This window comes from Vibrio sp. PBL-C16 (assembly GCF_034321865.1).
In the GTDB taxonomy this organism is placed as follows: domain Bacteria; phylum Pseudomonadota; class Gammaproteobacteria; order Enterobacterales; family Vibrionaceae; genus Vibrio; species Vibrio alginolyticus.
On the sequence record NZ_JAXLNY010000002.1, the window covers coordinates 191352 to 212916 of the forward strand.

Sequence of the window (21565 nt, forward strand, 5' to 3'; positions counted from 1 at the left end):
AAATCCTTTGATAGCTCTAATCGTTTGGTGTTATGGTTTTGATAGGTATTAGCTATTGTTAAAGAAGCGAAGCGTGAATTATGAATATTCGAGATTTTGAGTACTTAGTTGCACTTGCGGAACATAAGCACTTTCGCAAAGCGGCAGAGGCATGTTTTGTTAGCCAGCCAACATTGAGTGGGCAAATTCGTAAACTAGAGGATGAACTCGGGACCACGCTTTTAGAGCGAAGCAGCCGACGTGTTTTGTTTACCGATTCAGGGTTACAGCTGGTGGAGCAGGCTAAACGCATCTTAAGTGAAGTGAAAACCTTCAGAGATATGGCAAGCGGTCAAAGCGGAGCCATGACTGGACCGATGCATATTGGTTTCATCCCGACGGTTGGGCCTTATCTATTACCCAAAATTCTGCCGCAGATAAAAGAAGCATTTCCTGAGTTGGAACTATTTCTGCACGAAGCTCAAACACATCAATTAGTGCGTCAATTGGAAGAAGGCAAACTAGATTGCTTAGTTTTAGCTTCGGTTGATGAAACTGCGCCATTTAAAGAGATCGAAGTGTATCAAGAGCCATTAAGTGTCGCAGTGCCATGTGACCACGAGTGGGCCTCTCTCGACCATGTTGATATGTTGGAGCTGAATGGTAAAACCGTTTTAGCGTTGGGAGACGGCCACTGTCTGCGAGATCAAGCGTTAGGTTTTTGTTTTGCCGCTGGTGCAAAAGACGATGAGCGTTTTAAAGCCACCAGCTTGGAGACGTTACGCAATATGGTTGCTGCCGGTGCGGGGATTACGTTATTGCCTCAGCTTTCTATCCCTAATGAGAAGCAAAAAGATGGCGTATGCTACGTACCAGCTGTTAACCCAACCCCCTCGCGTAATATCGTGCTCGTATACCGTCCGGGCTCACCATTACGAGCTAGGTTTGAAGCTTTAGCAGCGAAGATTAAAGAGGTGTTGGCTTCTTATCCATCATTGAATGCTGCAGCATAAAAAGCAGAAATAAAAAAGGGAGAGCTTGATGCTCTCCCTTGTGCTTTTGTGATTTAGAACAGTTCTTCTGCGCCAGAGCCTGAAGAATAAATACTATCTTCTAAACGGTCGCCAGCGTATTCGGTAGGCTCCGTGCCTTTTTCAAAGTATTCGAACATTGATGTGCTATCTACCTTGTGCGTTAGCATACCGCTGTTGCGATCAATACGAACTCGAATAATATCCTCTGGAATATTTTTACCTTGCTCCGGCGTCCCTTCTAGCGCAACACGCATGAAGTCAATCCAAGCTGGCTCTGCGGTTTTCGCACCCGACTCGGCACCAGAAATTTGGCCTTGCCCTAGGTTGCTGTTAACGGTGGTGCGGCCAAGTGCACGTGAGTGATCATCAAAGCCAACCCAAGCTATGGCAACGACACCAGGTCCATAGCCATTGTACCAAGCATCCTTGGAATCATTCGTTGTACCCGTTTTACCCCCGATATCACGACGACCAAGTTTTTGCGCGCGCCAGCCTGTACCATTCCAACCTGTGCCTTCACGCCAGTTACCGCCACCCCAAATGTTGCTGTACATCATCTCACGCATTAAGAATGCATTCTGTTCAGAGATAACTTGCGGTGCATATTGAGGTTCATCATTTTCAAGGGCATTGTCTGTTGCAAGGCCATCAATCGCGACGTCTTGTTCGCCAAATTCATCAGCGTAGCGATTTTCTGGCTGCTCGCTCATTTGCGGACAATCCTTATGACAAACACTCTTTGGATTGGCTTTAAACAGTACTTCACCGAATGCATCTTCCACGCGTTCTACATAGAATGGTTCAACGTAATAACCACCGTTCGCAAACACAGAGTAACCTTGTGCCACTTTCATTGGTGTTAAGCTGCCAGCTCCGAGTGCGATGGTCTCAGAGCGTGGTACTTGGTTAATATCAAAACCGAAACGAGTAAGGTACTGACGTGTCTCCTCGAGGCCAACTTCACGGAGTGTACGCACTGCCATGACGTTTTTTGATTGAGCTAAGCCGAGGCGAAGACGCGTTGGACCACCATAAGTCGGTGGTGAGTTTTTTGGTCGCCAAGCTGAACCAGAACCTGCATCCCACTTGTTAATCGGCGCATCGTTAATCAAAGTGGCTAGAGTTAGTCCTTTGTCAATTGCTGCCGAGTAGATGAAAGGCTTGATACTTGAACCAACCTGACGCACTGACATGGTTGCACGGTTAAACTTGCTGTGAACAAAGTTGAAACCACCAACCAGCGACAATATCGCGCCATTTTCTGGGTTCATCGCAACAAACGCGGTGTTTGCTGTCGGCACTTGGCTCAGTTTCCAGCTCAGTGTTGTGTTGTCATCTTCATCGGTTTCACTTACTTCGCGAACCCAAACTTGTTGACCTGTCGCTAGCACATCATGCGCTGACTTTGGTGTTGAGCCTTGGCGGTTATCAGTAATGTACTTACGCGCCCAGTGCATTCCAGTCCAAGGGATGGTTTGCTCTTCATGGTTCTTAACCCATACTTGTGCCGTCTTATCATCGACTTTCGTCACAACCGCAGGGTAAAGGTCACCATAAGTTGGCTGTTTCTTCAGGTGCTTTTCTATTTGCTCATTGTCCCAGGCCGCTTCCCCTTCTTTCCAAAGCACACTTTCTGCACCACGGTAGCCATGACGTTCATCGTATGACAAGAGGTTATTTACCGCAGACGTATTTGCAGCATCTTGCAGTTTAGAATCCACAGTCATGTAGATATTCAAGCCAGAGGTGTAAGCTTCTTCTTCACCGTATTCTTTTACTGCCCATGCACGAGCCAACTCTGCTACGTAAGGTGCGGAAAGCTCAATCTCAGCGCTATGATAACGCGCCACGATAGGTTCATTGCGTGCTTCGTCATACTGCTCTTGTGTAATGTATTTCTCATCAAGCATTCGCATTAATACAACGTTACGGCGTTTTGTTGCGCGCTCAAGAGAGTAAATTGGGTTCATGGTTGATGGCGCTTTTGGCATACCAGCGAGTGTTGCAATCTCACTTAACGTCAATTCATCAAGGCTCTTGCCAAAATACACTTGAGCGGCAGCACCAAAGCCATATGAGCGGTAACCAAGGAAGATTTTATTAACATAAAGCTCCATGATTTCTTGCTTACTTAAAAGCTGCTCAATATGGATAGCAATAAAAATCTCTTTAATCTTACGCATGATCTTCTTCTCATTAGATAAGAAGAAGTTACGAGCTAGCTGTTGCGTAATCGTACTTGCACCCTGTTTAGCCGAGCCTGAAACCGCAACAACAACAGCTGCACGAGTGATGCCGATAGGGTCGATACCAGGATGCTCGTAGAAACGGCTATCTTCGGTTGCGATGAGCGCGTGAATTAAGTCTTGAGGAATTTCGTCATAAGTAACAGGAATACGACGCTTTTCACCGAACTGTGCGATCAGCTTCCCGTCTTGACTAAACACCTTCATAGGTGTTTGTAATTCAACGTCTTTTAGAGTTGCAACATCTGGCAATTCAGGCTTCACGTACTGATAGAAGCCAAATATTGTGGTGACTCCAAGAATTATGCAAATCAATGTTAAAAATAATAAACGCTTTATGAACTTCACCGGAGAATCCCTGATTGGTTGAGGCTGTGTAACGGCAAACCCTTGTACTCTTAGGTCAAAAATTTAGCACATAAGAGATATTAACTCTTATTTGGATGCTAATAACAACCTTTGCACGAAGAAATTTCGGAGCGAGAGTAAGAGATGGATAAGCTAATCGTTACCGGCATCGATATAGGCCATAACAGCCTCAAAGCCGTAGTACTTAAACCCACAGGCAACAATTACGCTCTGTTGGGTTACAAAGAAATATTACTAAAGGAAGGTATTGTCGCTGAAAATAACACCATAAATCATCAAGAAATTGTAAAGACCCTCAAGCAGATAAAAAAAGAACTGCCTTTTGGCGCTAAAAAAGTTGCGATTTCAGTTCCTGATAACTCGGTAATTAGCAAGAAACTGCAAATAGAACAAAACCTTGAAGAGAGTGAAGTTGAGTTTGCAGTGATACAAGCCTTTTCTCATCAATCGCCATTCCCTGTCGAAGAGCTGAGTTTAGACTTCGTTCGTCTTCTCGCGGAGGGCGGGCAGAGTGGCAGTGATAGCTATCAAGTGTTTGCGACAAGAAAAGATGTGGTAGAAGGCCGAGTCGATGCATTACAAAAGTCCGGACTAAAACCTGTTTTAGTGGACGTGCATTCGCAAAGCCTTGGTCATATCTGGAAGCTCACCGCCGATCGCTTTCCTGACAAAAACAAATACTGCTTACTCGATATTGGCACCTTATCGAGCTCCTTCACCATGTTTACCGAACAAGGTGAACTGTTTCACAAAGAGTTTGCTTACGGCACACGCGGAGTAAACAGCGCTTCTCCAGTCGATTTTCTGTCCGATGATGCTCAGGAGAAAACAGAGCTGTTTAACCGTCAAATCGTAGAGCGAGTAAAGCGCCAGATGCAGCTCTATACCTCAATCAATGGCTCACAAAACATCAAGGGTATCTGGTTATCAGGGGAAGGGGCCTCCACTCCCATGCTCGCAGAGGAGTTGTCTCAACAATTGTCGTTAGAGTGTGAATTGCTAAATCCGCTAGGGCTATTTGAGATGAAGGTGTCTAAGCGTAAGCGTCGTGCTGTGGATTGGCAGCATTTCTCAACAGCAGCCGGACTGGCCGTTCGTGGCATTCATTGGCTAGGAGGCGCCCGTGCTTTATCGCATTAATTTACTTCCTTGGCGAGAGAGTCAAAGAGAAGAGCACCGACGTCGTTTCATCAGTTTGGTCGCATTAGGCATGTTGGTCGCTGTTGGCATCCAGTGGGGTATTGGAAAGTTTTTTGAGTACCAACAAGATCAACAACAGGAGCGGCTCGATTACCTCACTCACTACATTGCCGAACTCGACCAGCGTATTGAAGCAATGAAAATTGCAGAGCAAGAGCACAGCAAAATCCTCGAACGTCTAAAGGTCGTTGAAGGTTTACAAAACGGACGAAACAAAACGACCGAGTTCATGAACTTAATGCCTGCCCTTATCCCTGAAGGTGTATATGTCGACAAGATCAAAATGAATGATCTGGAAATTGAGATCTCTGGGATCTCAGATAGCACTCCAAAACTTGCCACGATGCTAGACAACATGGAGCGCTCGGCCAAGTTGAACGACGTAGAAATGCATTCCATCGTTCACGGCAAAGCCCGTTTTGGGAAAGAGTTTCAAACATTCAAAGTGTCTTTCATGTTCAAAGTAACGGAGAAGAAATTGGAGGCTCAACGTGGTTGATTGGCAGGATCTCGAAATCGATGAAATGGCCGAGTGGCCATTGTTGCCCCAGATTGTAGTAATCGCGCTTCTGATCATGGTGATTCAAGGCTTAGGTTATTGGTTTTACCTTAAACCGAAAGACGAACAGTTGAATCACTTGATTCAGCAGGAGCAGACACTCAAGGTGGCATTGAAGATCAAAGCGAACAAAGTGGCAGCGTTGCCTCAGCTTCAATCTCAATTGGATGAACTTACCACTCGTTACGAGTTATTACTGCAACAACTGCCTGCGCAAAAAGAGCTGGCTACAATGCTCGCTTCAGTGAATGAGCTTGGCATCGACAATAAGCTGACTTTCACCCGAATCGACTGGGGCGAAAAACAATCAGAGCACTTCCTTTATCGTCTCCCTTTAAACATTGAGTTAACGGGCGACTTTCATGACATCGGCCATTTTTCTCAGGCGATAGCGACGCTACCTCGAATCATCACGTTTAAAGATGTGACTTGGCAACGTGTCAGTCAAGAGAGCGAAACCCTGCACTTTCGGGTGCGTGCTAATACCTATCAGTTTAAGCCGGAGGAGACGAAAAATGACAAGTAAGTCTTTGTTGCTGGTACTGATGGGTTCTCTATTGATGGGCTGCCAGGCGAATGATGAATCATTGACGGATTTTATTCGAGGAGTGGAAACACAGGCGCGTCGAGAGGTCGAGAAGCTTAAGCCCGCAGACAAGTATGTTGCAGTCACGTACGCACCGGAAGTACAGCGTGCACCCTTTGAATTACCCAAAGAAGCCACCATCGCGACTCAGCCAGTTGCAAGAAAAGATTGTTGGCAACCGCCCTCAAGAAGGCGAACTGGCAAATTAGAAAAATTCCCATTAAGCCAATTACGTTTGAAAGGTGTCATGGGCATGGATAACACGGTTTCTGGCCTCGTTCAGGCTCCCAATGGCACCGTCTATAAAGTTAAGCCGGGTCAATACCTCGGACGCAATAATGGCAAAGTGACCCATGTCAGCCACTCCTATTTGTTGATTAATGAAACGTTGCCCGACGGCTTAGGATGTTGGCAAAAACGTAAAGTTAAGTTGGCTTTGAGATAGCCCCATTTATTTTTGATATTGAGTAATGAAAATGAGACAAGGATTAACACGTACACCAAGGATACTTACTGGGCTCTTCTCCTTATGGTTGTTTGTATTTTTAGCCCCTTTAGCGGCAGCTGAAGAAGTTTCGTCCAATGCCCTAAAAAGTATCGACTTTCGAACTAATAAAGATAAAGACGCCGTGATTGTCGTCGAATTGGCGTCACCGGCCGCGATTGTAGATATCAAGCGTGTACAGGAAGGGTTAAGTATCGATTTGCTTAACACTTCAGTAAAAGACGAGCAATTGTATCTCCTAGACGTGAAAGATTTTTCGACTGTGGTTGAGAGCGTAGAAGTGTTTCGCGACACCTCGACGACGCGCTTGGTTGCGCACATCAATGAAGAATACATGCATGATTACCGTTTAACGGGGCGTTTTTTGGAAATCAAAGTAGCGAAGATCAAACCCAATGAGAAAGCCCCAGATAAAAGCATTTTAGAAAGAGAAGGTAAGCTTATTTCGATTAACTTCCAAGATATTCCTGTGCGAAACGTCTTGCAGCTTATTGCTGATTACAACCAATTCAATTTGGTTGTCTCCGACTCTGTGGAAGGCAACCTCACGCTTCGTCTTGATGGTGTCCCTTGGCAGCAAGTGCTGGATATTATTTTGCAAGTTAAGGGGTTAGATAAGCGTGTTGATGGCAACGTGATTTTAGTTGCTCCGACTGATGAGCTGGACTTGCGTGAGAAGCAGCAGTTAGAAAAACAAAAACTGACGGAAGAAATGGGAGAGCTTTCATCTGAAATCATCAAAGTTAATTTTGCTAAAGCATCAGACATTGCGGAGATGATCAATGGAGAAGGAAATATCAGCATGCTGTCAGAGCGCGGCAGTATGACCATTGATGAGCGAACTAACTCGTTATTGATTAGAGAGTTACCTGAAAACATCGAGGTGATTCGAGAAATTATTGAGTCTTTGGATATTCCAGTTAAACAGGTTCAAATTGAGGCGCGTATTGTGACCATCAATGAAGGTAACATGGACGAGTTAGGGATTCGTTGGGGTTTTACGTCTATTAATGGCAGTAATACAGTGGGCGGTTCTATTGAGAACAACCTCGCCACGATCGGTCTCTATAATGGAGAAGGGGGTGATGACGGTGGTGACGGTGATGGAGTAGGGATCGATGATTTCCTAAATGTAAACTTAGCTGCAACCAGTCCGAATGCGACCAGCATTGCTTTTCAGGTCGCAAAGTTAGGTTCAGACACCTTGTTGGATCTTGAGCTTTCTGCTCTGCAACAAGAGTCTAAAGCTGAGATTATCTCGAGCCCACGTTTGATCACTACCAATAAGAAACCTGCCTATATCGAACAAGGTACAGAGATTCCTTACCTAGAGTCATCATCAAGTGGTGCAACGACGGTGACGTTCAAAAAGGCGGTATTAAGTTTGAAGGTAACCCCGCAAATCACACCGGATAACCGCTTAGTATTGGATTTAAGTGTCACGCAAGATAGACCAGGACAAGTCGTGAAGACAGGCACTGGTGAAGCTGTTGCGATTGATACTCAACGTATCGGGACGCAAGTGTTAGTGAATAACGGTGAAACGGTCGTTCTTGGTGGTATTTTTCAGCACAGCATTACTAACTCGGTGGACAAAGTGCCTTTGTTGGGCGATCTTCCGCTATTAGGTGCGCTTTTTCGTCGAAGTTATGAAAATGTTGGTAAAAGTGAGCTGTTAATTTTCGTCACGCCTAAGGTGGTGATTCAGTAGTTCTGTCTCGGGAAAAACTGATTAAATCAAAAATAAAGTTGCAATAGTGGCACCATGCTTGGATAATTTCGGGTCTTATCACGAATTATCTGTGAGGAACTGGTGCCACAAGCCTTGTAGAACAGCAGTTTAGCTGTGTTTTCTTGTGGCGATCTTATTGAATCAATGTTGTAAATTACTGCTAAACATGGCTGAGAAACGTAATATTTTCCTTGTTGGCCCAATGGGCGCCGGCAAAAGTACAATTGGTAGACATCTAGCACAGCAACTGCATATGGAGTTTGTTGACTCCGATACAGTGATCGAAGAACGCACTGGTGCAGACATCTCTTGGGTTTTTGATGTAGAAGGTGAAGAAGGCTTCCGCAAGCGTGAAGAAGCGGTACTTGAAGACCTAACACAAGAGCAAGGCATCGTGCTTGCGACTGGCGGTGGCTCTGTTAAGAGCAAAGAAAACCGCAATCGTCTTTCGGCACGTGGTGTTGTTGTTTACTTAGAAACGACGATTGAAAAGCAACTTGCGCGTACAAACCGCGACAAGAAGCGTCCTTTACTTCAAACGGATAACCCTCGCGAAGTACTGGAGCAATTAGCTGAAGAACGTAATCCTTTATATGAAGAAGTAGCGGATTACACTGTTCGCACTGACGATCAAAGTGCAAAAGTGGTAGCCAACCAGATCGTAAAAATGCTAGAAGAGAGATAAGTCTTTATCTTTTTTTTAATTGGAGCAAACCGATGGAACGGATTACGGTCAACCTAGCTGAGCGTAGCTACCCAATCTCTATTGGCGCCGGGTTATTTGAGGACCCGGCGTACCTCTCTCAAGTTCTCTCAAACAAAAATGCAAAACAAAAAGTTGTTGTGATCAGTAATGTCACAGTGGCGCCTTTGTATGCAGACAAAATTTTAAAGCAACTCGAGCAGCTCGGTTGTAGTGCATCCTTGTTAGAATTGCCTGACGGTGAACAGTACAAAAACTTGGATGTATTTAATCAAGTAATGAACTTCTTACTGGAAGGGAGTTATGCTCGTGATGTTGTGATCATCGCGTTAGGTGGTGGTGTTATTGGCGACCTTGTGGGTTTTGCGTCTGCCTGTTACCAGCGTGGGGTCGACTTTATTCAAATACCGACCACATTACTATCCCAAGTGGACTCTTCGGTTGGTGGAAAAACCGCGGTTAACCATCCGTTGGGTAAGAACATGATAGGTGCGTTTTACCAACCTAAAGCCGTGATCATTGATACCAACTGCCTGTCGACGTTGCCTGAACGTGAGTTCGCTGCGGGTATCGCCGAAGTCATTAAGTACGGCATTATTTACGATGCAGATTTTTTTGTATGGTTAGAAGACAATCTTGAGCGCTTGTATACGTTGGATGAAGAAGCACTAACTTATGCGATCGCACGTTGCTGTGAAATAAAAGCGGAAGTGGTGGCTCAGGATGAGAAAGAATCGGGCATCCGTGCTTTGCTTAACTTAGGTCACACCTTTGGTCATGCGATTGAAGCGGAACTTGGCTATGGCAATTGGCTGCATGGTGAAGCGGTATCTTCCGGCACTGTTATGGCGGCCAAAACGTCGCATCTACGCGGTCTGATCTCGGAAGAGCAATTTGAGCGTATTGTTGCGATTTTGCGTCGTGCAAAACTGCCTGTGCATACTCCAGACAGTATGAATTTCGATGACTTCATCAAGCACATGATGCGAGATAAGAAAGTCCTCTCTGGTCAATTACGATTGGTTTTGCCTACAGGCATTGGCACTGCCGAGGTAATTGCTGATACGACGCAAGACGTACTCAAGCAGGCAATAGACTTCGGTCGCGATATTTAACCTTGTAATGGCGCCTTTGGGCGTCATTCTTGTAGTGTATTAAGGTTATTAGATGAGTGTTGCTCACGTACTGGAATTAGATTCTCAAATCGAGTTGCTTGATAGATTAGGTCTACTGACTAACTTTGGTTCCAATCTCATTGCGATTAATGGTCATGATGGGTATGGGAAATCTTGGTTAGCGCAGCGATACCTTGAAGTGGGTGCCAGTAACAAGAATCAATGTTTGTTACTTTGTCATTCTAATCAAGACGATGTGCAGCATCGCGTCCTTATTTTGAGTCAACTGGTTTCAGACGCATTGTTTAATCAGCAAGAGCCTTTACTTGATAGCCTTGAAAGGCTTTTAGGTGATGAGCCGTGTGACATTGCAATTGTTGTAGATGATGCGCATTTATTGAGTGAGACACTTATCTCTGAGCTTTGGATGCTGGTCCTAGAGGCGCACCATAAGCCAAATTGGACCATCAATGTCTTACTGTTTACACAGTCTGGACGTTTAGAAGGTTTGCTAGCACGTCTCAGTTATGGACAAGAGATAAAGCCTGTTGAGCTTGATATTGATATGTTGTCCGAAGTGGAAGCTCGTCGTTTCTTTGAGTCACTTGTAGCGCGCTACGTCGATGATGAGTCTGAGAAACGGGTTCGAGATGCATTTAAAAAAGTCGACCCAGTACCGGGGGACATCATGGCGTTAGGAGAGATGAAAGTGGAAAAAAGGATCATTATCCGCTCGATTGTCGGTTCACCCCTGAATATTGCGTTGGTGGTATTAGTATTACTGTTGCTTGCTGCTGGTGGCTATTGGTGGATGCTTAGTCAACCAAGTCCTGATGATAAGGCGCAGCAAATTGCTGGCAGTTTAGAGCAAACGGCTATTCCAACTTTTGAAGAGTCAGGAATCAGTGCAGCGCAGTCTTCACTGCAACCTGTAACCGATGGCTCTAGCAGTCTTGATAAGTCTGGTGCGGTTGATGATTCTGATTCATTACCGCCAGCAGTGACAGAAGAAGTAGCGAGCGTAGGCAGTGATGACAATCAACAAAGAGTGGTGATTGAGTCGAATGTGGTCGATGCATTGCTTGAAGGTAAAGCTGATTCAGCAGACACAAAAGCGATTGATGAAGTCGGAGGTACTGAGAAGACAGAAACCGCCGATGAAACTAGTTCCCCTTTGATTAAAGTTGTAAAACCGAATCAAGATATGACGCAAGCACCTGCTCAGTCAGAAGAGGGTGAGGCAAACCAACCTGTTGTGAAATTTTCATTTGCTCGTGAAGAACTAAAAGCGCTATCGCCAAGAGCTTATACTTTACAACTCGCAGCTATGACCTCAATGGAAGATGTACAATCCTTTCTCAATGAGCATCAACTGAATAATCAAGTGCGAATTTATCCTACCGTTCGTAATGACACCGAGTGGTATATCATCACATATCAAGATTATCCGACAATTCAAATGGCTCGTGATGCCGTCGCAAGCTTGCCAGATTCGGTTAAGTCGGTGAGTCCTTGGGCAAAATCACTCCGTCAGGTTCACCGTGAAATTGAACGAGTGAAATAAACCTGAGCTTCCCTGAAAAATATGTTACATTCCGCAGCCTTAATTTTTGGTCGATAGATAGAGCAGTAGATGAAAAAGCAACGAGCCTTTCTTAAATGGGCAGGAGGAAAATACGGACTGGTTGAAGACATCCAACGTCATTTGCCGCCGGCTCGAAAGCTAGTTGAACCTTTTGTTGGTGCGGGCTCAGTGTTTCTGAATACCGATTATGACCATTATCTACTTGCAGATATCAATCCAGATTTGATCAATCTGTACAACCTGCTGAAAGAACGCCCTGAAGAGTATATCTCTGAAGCGAAGCGTTGGTTTGTCGCTGAGAACAACCGCAAAGAAGCCTACCTACACATTCGCGCTGAGTTTAATAAAACCGATGACGTGATGTACCGCTCTTTAGCGTTTTTGTACATGAACCGCTTTGGTTTTAATGGCCTATGCCGTTACAACAAAAAAGGTGGCTTCAATGTACCGTTTGGCTCTTACAAAAAGCCGTATTTCCCTGAGGCGGAACTGGAGTTTTTTGCAGAAAAAGCCAAAAAAGCTACGTTTGTTTGTGAAGGTTATCCTGAAACATTTCGTCGTGCGCGCAAAGGGAGCGTCGTGTATTGCGATCCACCTTATGCGCCGCTTTCAAATACGGCAAATTTCACCTCATACGCAGGTAATGGTTTCACGTTGGACGACCAAGCTGCATTAGCCGACATTGCTGAAAGAACAGCGACTGAACGTGGCATTCCTGTGTTGATTTCTAACCACGACACTACCTTGACACGTCGGTTGTATCACGGTGCGGATCTTAATGTGGTAAAAGTAAAGCGTACCATTAGCCGTAATGGTAATGGTCGTAATAAAGTTGATGAGCTACTTGCGCTTTTTCATGCCCCAGACATGGATAAATCAAACTCTTAATTCTCACACTATTATATCTAAATAGTGGATCTCCCCACTGGCTTCGGTAGAATTGCGCGCAGATTGTTTGCTCATTACTACTGAGGTCAGGTATGAAAGATTTTCTTATTGCTCCATCCATTTTATCGGCAGATTTTGCTCGTCTCGGTGAAGATGTAGAAAAAGTACTCGCAGCGGGTGCGGACGTGGTGCATTTCGACGTTATGGATAACCACTATGTACCAAACCTGACTTTTGGTGCGCCTGTGTGTAAAGCACTACGCGATTATGGCATCACAGCGCCAATCGATGTTCACCTAATGGTAAAACCCGTTGACCGTATTATTCCTGATTTCGCAAAAGCGGGTGCGTCGATGATTACGTTCCATGTAGAAGCTTCTGATCATGTAGACCGTACACTGCAGTTAATTAAAGAGCACGGCTGTCAGGCTGGTGTGGTACTAAACCCAGCAACGCCACTTGCAAGTCTTGAGTTTATTATGGATAAAGTCGACATGATTCTACTGATGTCGGTAAACCCTGGTTTTGGTGGTCAATCATTCATTCCTCATACACTAGATAAACTGCGTGCCGTTCGTAAGATGATTGACGAGTCTGGCCGTGATATCCGCTTAGAAATCGATGGCGGTGTGAAGGTTGACAACATTCGTGAAATTGCAGAAGCGGGCGCAGACATGTTTGTCGCAGGCTCGGCGATTTTCGGTGAGCCAGATTATAAACAAGTGATCGATCAAATGCGCGCTGAACTGGCTGAAGTTAAATAAGCACCGATAAGCCAACGCAATAACACGCTGATTTTAAAGGCTGCTAGCTTGTTGGCAGCCTTTGTGTTTTCTAGTATTAGAAGAAATTAAATATCCGCTGCGCTGAGCAAATAATCACTTGCCTATTTTACGCCCTTTCTGTACTATTCGTGCTCCTTAAACTCAGTCAATTATCTTTAGTTCCTTGCTTCCTCTGGACGACTGAGCCATTTGTGGAAGCTGAATAATCCGTAAGGAGCAACCAATGCGTCATTACGAAATCGTATTCATGGTGCACCCAGATCAAAGCGAGCAAGTTGCTGGCATGATCGAGCGTTACACTGGTTCAATCACTGAAGCTGGCGGTAAAATCCACCGTCTAGAAGACTGGGGCCGTCGTCAACTGGCTTACCCAATCAACAAGCTTCACAAAGCTCACTACGTTCTTATGAACGTTGAAGCTGACCAAGCTGTAATTGATGAGCTAGAAACTGCTTTCCGTTTCAACGATGCAGTTCTACGTAACATGATCATGCGTACTAAAGCAGCGATCACTGAGCAATCTATCATGCTTAAGCAAAAAGAAGAGCGTGCTCCACGTCGTGAAGAGCGTTCTGAAGCTAAGCCTGAAGCTAAGTCAGAAGCTGCTGAGTAAGTTTTCTTATGGCCAATCGAATGGAGCTGAGCGGCACCATTGCCAAACCGCCCATTCGTAGTAAAAGCCCTGGTGGTATTGAACACTGTCGGTTTTGGCTGGAGCATCGCTCTACTATTATCGAAGCTGACTTACCTCGACAAGTTTATTGTCGTATGCCGGTAGTCGTCAGCGGGCTTGGGTCACAAGCACTAACTCAGAATTTAGTTCAAGGCAGTAACATTAAGGTAAGTGGTTTTGTCACTTATCAAACCGGCCGAAATGGCGTGGGAAAATTAGTGTTACACGCCGACAACATTACTCAAATTTAAGATCAGGAGATAGCCCATGGCTCGTTTCTTCCGTCGTCGTAAATTCTGCCGTTTCACTGCAGAAGGCGTACAAGAGATTGATTACAAAGACGTAGCAACTCTTAAAAACTACATCACTGAAGCTGGTAAAATCGTACCTAGCCGTATCACTGGTACAAGCGCTAAGTACCAGCGTCAACTAGCACGTGCTATCAAGCGTTCACGCTACCTAGCTCTACTACCGTACACTGACAAGCATCAGTAATCGGTTCATTTTATTAAGAAAGAGGATTAAGCAATGCAAGTTATTCTACTTGATAAAATTGGTAACCTAGGTGGTCTTGGCGATACTGCAAACGTTAAATCTGGCTACGCTCGTAACTTCCTTATCCCACAAGGTAAAGCAGTTATGGCAACTAAAGCTAACGTTGAAATGTTTGAAGCTCGTCGTGCTGAACTAGAAGCTAAAGTTGCTGAGCAACTAGCTGCTGCAGAAGCTCGCGCAGAGAAAGTTAACGCTCTAGAAGCTGTAGTTATCGCTTCTAAAGCTGGTGACGAAGGCAAACTATTCGGTTCTATCGGTACTCGTGACATCGCTGACGCTATCACAGCTGCAGGCGTTGAAGTTGCTAAGAGCGAAGTTCGCCTTCCTGAAGGTGCTCTACGTACAACTGGTGAGTTCGAGATCAGCGTTCAACTTCACTCTGAAGTTTTCGCAACTGTGAACCTACAAGTTGTTGCTGCTGAGTAATTCAGTATCAAGACGAAATACTAAAAAGCACCTCCTCGGAGGTGCTTTTTTTATTTTCAGCCCTAAACCACCTACTTCAGTAGGTGGTTATCATCCGTTTCGGCTTTGCCTGTAAAACTACTCATGCTAAATGCGTCTTTGATTTTTCCAGAAGTCAAAGAGGACAAATAACATGAGTAGATACAATCAAGCTTCCCACGTATTTTGGCGTTGTCAATACCATATAGTGTGGACGCCAAAGTATCGATTTAGGATCTTGAAGAACAATATAGGTAAAGAAGTTTATCGATGTATTTATGTTTACTGTAATCAACTTGGATGTGAAGTCGTAGAGCTAAACGTACAAGTTGACCACGTACATTTAGTTGTAAAGGTCCCACCAAAGCTTTCGATATCCAAGTTGATGGGGGTATTGAAAGGCAAAATAGCCTTAAAGCTATTTAGCAAGTTTCCTCGCCTTAGGAAGAACAGGCTTTGGGGTAATCACTTTTGGCAAAGAGGCTATTTTGTCGATAGTGTTGGAATCAATGAAGAAATAATACGCCGATATGTAAGACATCAAGAGAAGCAAGAGCGAGTAGAGCAGCAGCAATTGGCGCTGGACTAAACAAAGGCCCCCTTTTAGGGGGCTCACACAAAGCCACCTTCTTTAGAAGGTGGTAATTTACTTCTAAAACTGAGAGAAAAAGGGTTAAAAAGCGAAAAGTAAATTAACGGAAAATACGCTGTCCGCTTTGCTTAAGCCTTCAGGAACTTTATCGTGATACTGACGAGAGTGCGCCAGTTTCAGTGCAATATCTTCAGTAATATCATTGGTTACACTGAGTTCACTATCAGTACGTGTGTTACTTCTACCTGTTACCAACGTAATATCAGCTGCGAAACTTAAATTATCCAACGCATGCCAAGTTGTGTTGATATTTCCTCGAAAAATGCCTTCTCTAACGATATCGGGAAAGACAATATCGTCATCATCTATTTCGTCTAAGTTTGGCTCTTGATAGCGAAAACCAGGGCCTACTTCTACCTCTAAAATGAAGTTCTCAGTGTAGGAGAACTGGTAACCCAAACCACCTGACAACGTATAGTCTTTAAAATAAGCACTGTAGCGAGAATCCACCCCTTTAAAGCTGCCATACAAATATGTCTTAGGGCCTAACTTGTAGTCACTCTGTAGGGAGTAGGTGGATGAGCGTTTGTCTTCTTCACCGTCTTTGTACAAGTTGTAGTACTTCCATTCACCATTAGAACGGTGTCGACCTGACGTATATTCAGCACTCAAACGAGCATTCAGGGAACGAGAGTCCGTGTTACCTGTATGAGCTTGATAGCCGAACTCCACCTCGGTTTTTAGTGGGTCGGGTACATCAATATTTTGCTCTGGCTGTACTGATTCGTCAGCATACGATGCACTAGCGCACAGTAGGCTAAAGCTAAGTAACCAGTATCGGGACACATCAACCTCGAACGTAATCAAAAAGGAGGGGCATGATACTGATACAGATATTTGGTTGGGTCAATGGTAGGTTAATTTTTATTAGAGCTAGACGGAAGAACCAGGCTATTACCCGGGTGGTTCACATGATGATTTCTTAACAAGTAATTGTCGCTTCGGGGAAGCATCTCAGTTAGGTTAAGGTTATAATCGTGGGTCAATAGTAGTTATCGAGCAAAGTCATGGCGGAAAACAGAAATCGCAAACCTTCAGACAGTCAGGTCGACGCAATCAAAGTGCCACCTCACTCACTAGAAGCCGAGCAATCAGTAATTGGTGGTCTTTTACTGGATAATGAACGTTGGGACACCGTTGCCGAACGTGTTGTGAGCAGTGATTTCTATAGTCGTCCACACCGCCTGATTTTTGAAGGTGTAAAAACCATTCTTGAAGCGGGTAAACCTCTCGATCTTATTACTTTATCGGAATATCTAGAGCGTCACGAGTTGTTAGAAGATGTAGGCGGTTTTGCTTACCTCGCTGACTTGGCGAAGAATACGCCAAGTGCAGCTAACATCAATGCGTATGCTGATATTGTCGCTGAGCGCGCGATTGTTCGTGGCCTTATTGGTGTCGCGAATGAAATTGCGGACGCGGGCTATGACCCTCAAGGTCGCAGTTCTGAAGATTTAATAGACATGGCGGAGAGTAAAGTTTTTGCTATCGCCGAGTCTCGAACTAGTGAAAACGAAGGACCACAAAACGTCGACAACATCCTTGAAAAGACGTTAGAACGTATCGAGTTGTTGTATAAAACGCCACAAGATGGTGTTACCGGGGTCGATACCGGTTTCACAGACCTCAATAAGAAAACCGCAGGTTTGCAAGGCTCTGATTTGGTGATTGTCGCAGCGCGTCCATCGATGGGTAAAACGACCTTTGCGATGAACTTGTGTGAAAATGCGGCCATGCAACAAGAAAAGCCCGTACTTATTTTCTCGTTAGAGATGCCAGCTGAACAGTTGATGATGCGTATGTTGGCCTCTTTGTCTCGTGTTGACCAAACCAGAGATCCGTACGGGTCAGCTAGATGACGAAGATTGGGCGCGTATTTCTTCTACTATGGGTATCCTGATGCAGAAGAAGAATATGTACATTGATGATAGCTCTGGTCTAACTCCGACCGAAGTGCGTTCGCGCGCTCGCCGTATCGCTCGTGAACATGGCGGTCTATCTATGATCATGGTCGACTACCTTCAGTTGATGCGCGTGCCTTCGTTAACCGATAACCGTACTCTTGAGATTGCTGAGATCTCTCGCTCTCTTAAGGCGCTGGCAAAAGAGCTAAATGTGCCTGTTGTGGCACTGTCGCAGCTAAACCGTTCCCTAGAGCAACGTGCGGATAAACGACCAGTAAACTCGGACTTGCGTGAATCCGGTTCCATCGAGCAGGATGCCGACTTGATCATGTTCATCTACCGTGATGAGGTTTATCACCCAGATAGTCCGTACAAAGGTACGGCCGAAATCATTATTGGTAAACAGCGTAACGGTCCTATCGGCTCTGTTCGCCTCACTTTCCAAGGTCAACATTCGCGTTTCGACAACTACGCGGGTCCTGCATTCGATATTGATGATGAGTAATTCCATGAGCTATATGAAAGCGGCCAAGGCGTGCATTGATTTGTCTGCGTTGCAGCACAACTTACAGCGCGTAAAAGCTCAAGCGCCACAAAGTAAAGTGATGGCTGTCGTCAAGGCCAATGGTTATGGTCACGGATTACGTCATGTCGCAAAACATGCTAACCATGCGGATGCGTTTGGCGTGGCTCGCATTGAAGAAGCATTGCAACTGCGCGCTTGTGGAGTAGTAAAGCCGATTCTATTGCTAGAAGGTTTTTACTCTCCTGGTGATTTACCTGTTCTTGTGACGAACAACATCCAAACCGTGGTGCACTGTGAAGAGCAGCTTATCGCCTTGGAGCAAGCAGACCTTGAAACTCCGGTTGTCGTGTGGCTGAAGATTGACAGTGGCATGCACCGCCTTGGGGTTCGTCCTGAACAATATGACGAGTTTGTAACGCGGCTGAAGGAGTGTCCAAATGTAGCGAAACCGTTGCGTTACATGAGCCACTTTGGCTGTGCAGATGAGCTAGATAGCGATATTACCCCACAACAGATTGAGCTGTTTAAATCGTTGACTTCTGGTTGCCAAGGGGAACGTTCACTGGCGGCATCTGCGGGGTTATTGGCATGGCCTCAAAGCCATTTAGATTGGGTTCGTCCGGGTATTATCATGTATGGTGTGTCGCCATTCGATGACAAAACGGCGCAAGATCTTGGGTATCAGCCTGTCATGACACTTAAATCCCACCTTATTGCGGTACGTGAAGTGAAAAAGGGTGAAAGTGTTGGCTACGGTGGTATTTGGACCAGTGAGCGAGATACAAAAGTTGGTGTCATTGCTGTAGGGTATGGCGACGGTTACCCAAGAAGTGCTCCAAACGGTACGCCGGTGTGGGTTAATGGCCGTAAAGTACCTATTGCAGGTCGAGTTTCCATGGATATGCTGACGGTCGATTTGGGACCAGACGCAACGGATAAAGTCAGCGACGAAGCGATTCTTTGGGGGAAAGAGCTCCCAGTAGAAGAAGTGGCGGGTCACATTGGTACGATTGCGTATGAACTCGTGACTAAGCTAACGCCTCGCGTCGAGATGGAATACTCAAAATAAACAACGAAAGGCTAACCCAAGGTTAGCCTTTGTTTTATCTACTCACCGTTAATCGTAGCAATAACGCGGCGGCCGCCACCAAAGTCTCGATGCTCACCCAAGTAAATACCTTGCCATGTTCCTAAAGCTAATCGACCATTTTGGATTGGTACCGTCACACTACTGCCAAGCAGTGATGCTTTAATATGTGCCGGCATGTCGTCGTCACCTTCATAGGTGTGCTGATAATAAGGAGCACGCTCTGGCACAAACTTATTGAAGTGCGCTTCCATGTCCATACGCACGGTTGGATCAGCATTCTCATTTAAGGTCAAACTGGCGGAGGTGTGCTGAATAAATAAGTGTAATAAACCTACTGAAAGTTCGTTTATTTGTGGTAATTGTTGTTCAATTTCATCAGTTATCAGGTGAAAACCGCGGCTTCTCGCTTTTAATTGCAGTGTTTTTTGTGCCCACATATGTGTTCCTTTGGAAATTTATAAATTGGCGTCTATCCTATTCCAATTAGAGCCTGTCATTAGTAAATGATATGATTCTTGTCATCGTAAATGAATTGTTCAATTTCAGGGCAGGGAACGTGACCTAACTCAATGTGAGTGTAAAAGCTCTCGGTCATAATTGGCGCCTGAAAAAAAATTACAAAGACTTGTTTTGTGGCAATTTGCCCAAACATCTAATTTATATTCTATTTGCTAAATCGGGGATTCCACAGTTTTCGCTAGACTGTAAGGAATGGAACCTACTGTAACATCGGGATAAAGACCATGTTGAAAAATATCAATCCAACGCAAACACAAGCTTGGAAAGCGCTAACGGCGCATTTCGAATCTGCACAAGATATGGATCTTAAAGAGCTGTTTGCTCAAGACGCAGCGCGTTTCGACAAATACTCTGCACGTTTCGGCTCAGACATCCTAGTCGATTACTCAAAGAACCTCATCAATGAGGAAACTCTGAAGCACCTGTTTGCTCTTGCGAAAGAGACCGAGCTGAAATCTGCAATTGAAGCGATGTTCAGTGGTGAAGCGATCAACCAAACAGAAGGTCGCGCTGTTCTTCACACTGCACTACGTAACCGCGCTAATACTCCAGTTATGGTAGATGGCGAAGACGTAATGCCAGCAGTGAACGCGGTTCTAGAAAAAATGAAATCATTCACTGAGCGCGTTATCGGCGGTGAATGGAAAGGTTACACAGGCAAAGCAATTACCGATATTGTGAACATCGGTATCGGCGGTTCTGACCTTGGCCCTTACATGGTGACGGAAGCTCTAGCGCCATACAAAAATCATCTAAACCTTCACTTCGTATCTAACGTTGATGGTACACACATCGTTGAAACGTTGAAGAAAGTTAACCCAGAAACGACGTTATTCTTGATCGCGTCTAAGACGTTTACAACACAAGAAACCATGACTAACGCGCACACTGCTCGTGATTGGTTCCTAGAATCGGCGGGTGATCAGGCTCATGTGGCTAAGCACTTTGCTGCGCTTTCAACAAACGCGACAGCCGTGTCTGAATTTGGTATCGATACAGCGAACATGTTTGAATTCTGGGACTGGGTTGGTGGCCGTTACTCACTATGGTCTGCGATCGGTCTATCAATTGCACTAGCAGTAGGTTTCGACAACTTTGTTGAGTTGCTTGATGGTGCTCACGAGATGGACAAGCACTTCGTATCAACAGATCTAGAAAGCAATATTCCAGTGATTCTTGCTTTGATTGGTATTTGGTACAACAACTTCCACGGTGCGGAGTCAGAAGCTATCCTACCTTACGATCAATACATGCACCGTTTTGCAGCATATTTCCAGCAAGGCAACATGGAATCAAACGGTAAATACGTTGACCGTGACGGCAATGCTGTAACTTACCAAACTGGCCCAATCATTTGGGGTGAACCAGGTACCAACGGTCAGCACGCGTTCTACCAGCTAATTCACCAAGGTACTAAGCTTATCCCATGTGACTTCATTGCACCTGCAATTAGCCACAACCCAGCTAGCGATCATCACCAAAAACTGATGTCTAACTTCTTCGCGCAAACTGAAGCTCTAGCGTTTGGTAAAAATGAAGAAACCGTGAAAGAAGAGTTGGTGAAAGTAGGTAAGAATGCTGAAGAAGTGGCAGCGATTGCGCCATTCAAAGTGTTTGAAGGTAACCGTCCAACAAACTCTATTCTAGTGAAGCAAATCACGCCTCGTACGCTAGGTAACTTGATCGCAATGTACGAACACAAAATTTTCGTACAAGGTGTTATCTGGAATATCTTCAGCTTTGACCAGTGGGGCGTGGAGCTAGGTAAACAACTGGCTAACCAAATCCTACCTGAGCTTGCAGACGAGTCTCAAATCAGCTCGCATGACAGCTCAACAAACGGTCTAATCAACGCATTTAAAGCGTTCAAAGCTTAATGTTTGAATAGATAAAGAAAAGGTCAGCAAATGCTGACC

General features: G+C 45.1%; 21 protein-coding genes and 1 pseudogene. 19 read left to right on the forward strand and 3 right to left on the reverse strand.

Features of this window, described 5'->3' with window-relative positions; translation table 11 throughout:
- Positions 1–80 precede the first annotated feature (80 nt).
- A complete protein-coding gene (oxyR, locus tag UQW94_RS09085) occupies positions 81–992 on the forward strand; it encodes a DNA-binding transcriptional regulator OxyR (protein WP_005381326.1) in 912 nt (303 codons plus the stop codon).
- Between the two features lie 53 nt (positions 993–1045).
- On the opposite strand, the gene UQW94_RS09090 is transcribed toward oxyR, so the two are convergent.
- On the reverse strand, positions 1046–3607 hold the full coding sequence (locus tag UQW94_RS09090) for a penicillin-binding protein 1A (protein WP_005381325.1): 2562 nt from the start codon (positions 3605–3607) through the stop codon (positions 1046–1048).
- Between the two features lie 144 nt (positions 3608–3751).
- Between UQW94_RS09090 and pilM the strand changes: the two genes are divergently transcribed.
- From pilM to tnpA, 15 genes are all read left to right on the forward strand, one after another.
- Complete coding sequence (gene pilM, locus UQW94_RS09095; RefSeq protein WP_318119255.1) at positions 3752–4768, forward strand: type IV pilus assembly protein PilM; 1017 nt, start codon at positions 3752–3754, stop codon at positions 4766–4768.
- Positions 4752–5327 carry a PilN domain-containing protein gene (locus UQW94_RS09100; protein WP_318119254.1) on the forward strand — a complete coding sequence of 192 codons (576 nt, stop codon included), beginning with the start codon at positions 4752–4754 and terminating at the stop codon, positions 5325–5327. The genes pilM and UQW94_RS09100 overlap by 17 nt, the downstream gene beginning before the upstream one ends.
- Entirely contained in the window at positions 5320–5913 is a 594-nt protein-coding gene (locus tag UQW94_RS09105) for a type 4a pilus biogenesis protein PilO (protein ID WP_005381322.1), read from the forward strand. Before UQW94_RS09100 ends, UQW94_RS09105 begins: the two co-directional genes overlap by 8 nt.
- Entirely contained in the window at positions 5903–6418 is a 516-nt protein-coding gene (locus UQW94_RS09110) for a pilus assembly protein PilP (RefSeq protein WP_005382766.1), read from the forward strand. The genes UQW94_RS09105 and UQW94_RS09110 overlap by 11 nt, the downstream gene beginning before the upstream one ends.
- A 25-nt stretch (positions 6419–6443) precedes the next feature.
- Positions 6444–8189, forward strand: coding sequence for a type IV pilus secretin PilQ (locus UQW94_RS09115; protein ID WP_005382765.1), 1746 nt, complete (start codon positions 6444–6446; stop codon positions 8187–8189).
- Positions 8190–8376: 187 nt separating this feature from the next.
- Positions 8377–8895: a shikimate kinase AroK gene (gene aroK / locus UQW94_RS09120; protein WP_005381319.1), complete on the forward strand. Its 519-nt coding sequence runs from the start codon at positions 8377–8379 to the stop codon at positions 8893–8895.
- Positions 8896–8927: 32 nt separating this feature from the next.
- Positions 8928–10028, forward strand: coding sequence for a 3-dehydroquinate synthase (aroB, locus tag UQW94_RS09125; protein WP_225474181.1), 1101 nt, complete (start codon positions 8928–8930; stop codon positions 10026–10028).
- A gap of 52 nt (positions 10029–10080) precedes the next feature.
- Entirely contained in the window at positions 10081–11592 is a 1512-nt protein-coding gene (locus tag UQW94_RS09130; protein WP_225474180.1) for an SPOR domain-containing protein, read from the forward strand.
- 69 nt (positions 11593–11661) lie between these two features.
- Positions 11662–12501 carry a Dam family site-specific DNA-(adenine-N6)-methyltransferase gene (locus UQW94_RS09135; RefSeq protein ID WP_005381301.1) on the forward strand — a complete coding sequence of 280 codons (840 nt, stop codon included), beginning with the start codon at positions 11662–11664 and terminating at the stop codon, positions 12499–12501.
- Positions 12502–12593: 92 nt separating this feature from the next.
- Positions 12594–13265 (forward strand): ribulose-phosphate 3-epimerase, encoded by a 672-nt coding sequence (gene rpe, locus UQW94_RS09140; RefSeq protein WP_005381300.1) that lies wholly within the window; start codon positions 12594–12596, stop codon positions 13263–13265.
- 244 nt (positions 13266–13509) lie between these two features.
- Complete coding sequence (gene rpsF / locus UQW94_RS09145) at positions 13510–13899, forward strand: 30S ribosomal protein S6 (RefSeq protein ID WP_005381299.1); 390 nt, start codon at positions 13510–13512, stop codon at positions 13897–13899.
- Positions 13900–13907: 8 nt separating this feature from the next.
- Positions 13908–14210, forward strand: a complete 303-nt coding sequence (priB, locus tag UQW94_RS09150) for a primosomal replication protein N (RefSeq protein WP_005381298.1) — start codon at positions 13908–13910, stop codon at positions 14208–14210.
- A gap of 16 nt (positions 14211–14226) precedes the next feature.
- Positions 14227–14454, forward strand: a complete 228-nt coding sequence (gene rpsR, locus UQW94_RS09155) for a 30S ribosomal protein S18 (RefSeq protein ID WP_000090472.1) — start codon at positions 14227–14229, stop codon at positions 14452–14454.
- A 33-nt stretch (positions 14455–14487) separates the two neighbouring features.
- Complete coding sequence (gene rplI, locus UQW94_RS09160) at positions 14488–14940, forward strand: 50S ribosomal protein L9 (protein ID WP_005381278.1); 453 nt, start codon at positions 14488–14490, stop codon at positions 14938–14940.
- Positions 14941–15112: 172 nt separating this feature from the next.
- A complete protein-coding gene (tnpA, locus tag UQW94_RS09165) occupies positions 15113–15547 on the forward strand; it encodes an IS200/IS605 family transposase (protein ID WP_322142202.1) in 435 nt (144 codons plus the stop codon).
- Positions 15548–15631: 84 nt separating this feature from the next.
- On the opposite strand, the gene UQW94_RS09170 is transcribed toward tnpA, so the two are convergent.
- Positions 15632–16396, reverse strand: coding sequence for a DUF481 domain-containing protein (locus UQW94_RS09170; protein WP_005381276.1), 765 nt, complete (start codon positions 16394–16396; stop codon positions 15632–15634).
- 221 nt (positions 16397–16617) lie between these two features.
- On the opposite strand from UQW94_RS09170, the pseudogene UQW94_RS09175 reads away from it, so the two are divergent.
- Positions 16618–18019, forward strand: a pseudogene (locus UQW94_RS09175) (replicative DNA helicase).
- Positions 18020–18032: 13 nt separating this feature from the next.
- Positions 18033–19109, forward strand: a complete 1077-nt coding sequence (gene alr, locus UQW94_RS09180; RefSeq protein WP_031777284.1) for an alanine racemase — start codon at positions 18033–18035, stop codon at positions 19107–19109.
- Positions 19110–19147: 38 nt separating this feature from the next.
- On the opposite strand, the gene UQW94_RS09185 is transcribed toward alr, so the two are convergent.
- On the reverse strand, positions 19148–19567 hold the full coding sequence (locus UQW94_RS09185; protein ID WP_005381271.1) for a secondary thiamine-phosphate synthase enzyme YjbQ: 420 nt from the start codon (positions 19565–19567) through the stop codon (positions 19148–19150).
- A gap of 306 nt (positions 19568–19873) precedes the next feature.
- On the opposite strand from UQW94_RS09185, the gene pgi reads away from it, so the two are divergent.
- On the forward strand, positions 19874–21526 hold the full coding sequence (gene pgi, locus UQW94_RS09190) for a glucose-6-phosphate isomerase (RefSeq protein WP_005381270.1): 1653 nt from the start codon (positions 19874–19876) through the stop codon (positions 21524–21526).
- Positions 21527–21565: the final 39 nt, after the last annotated feature.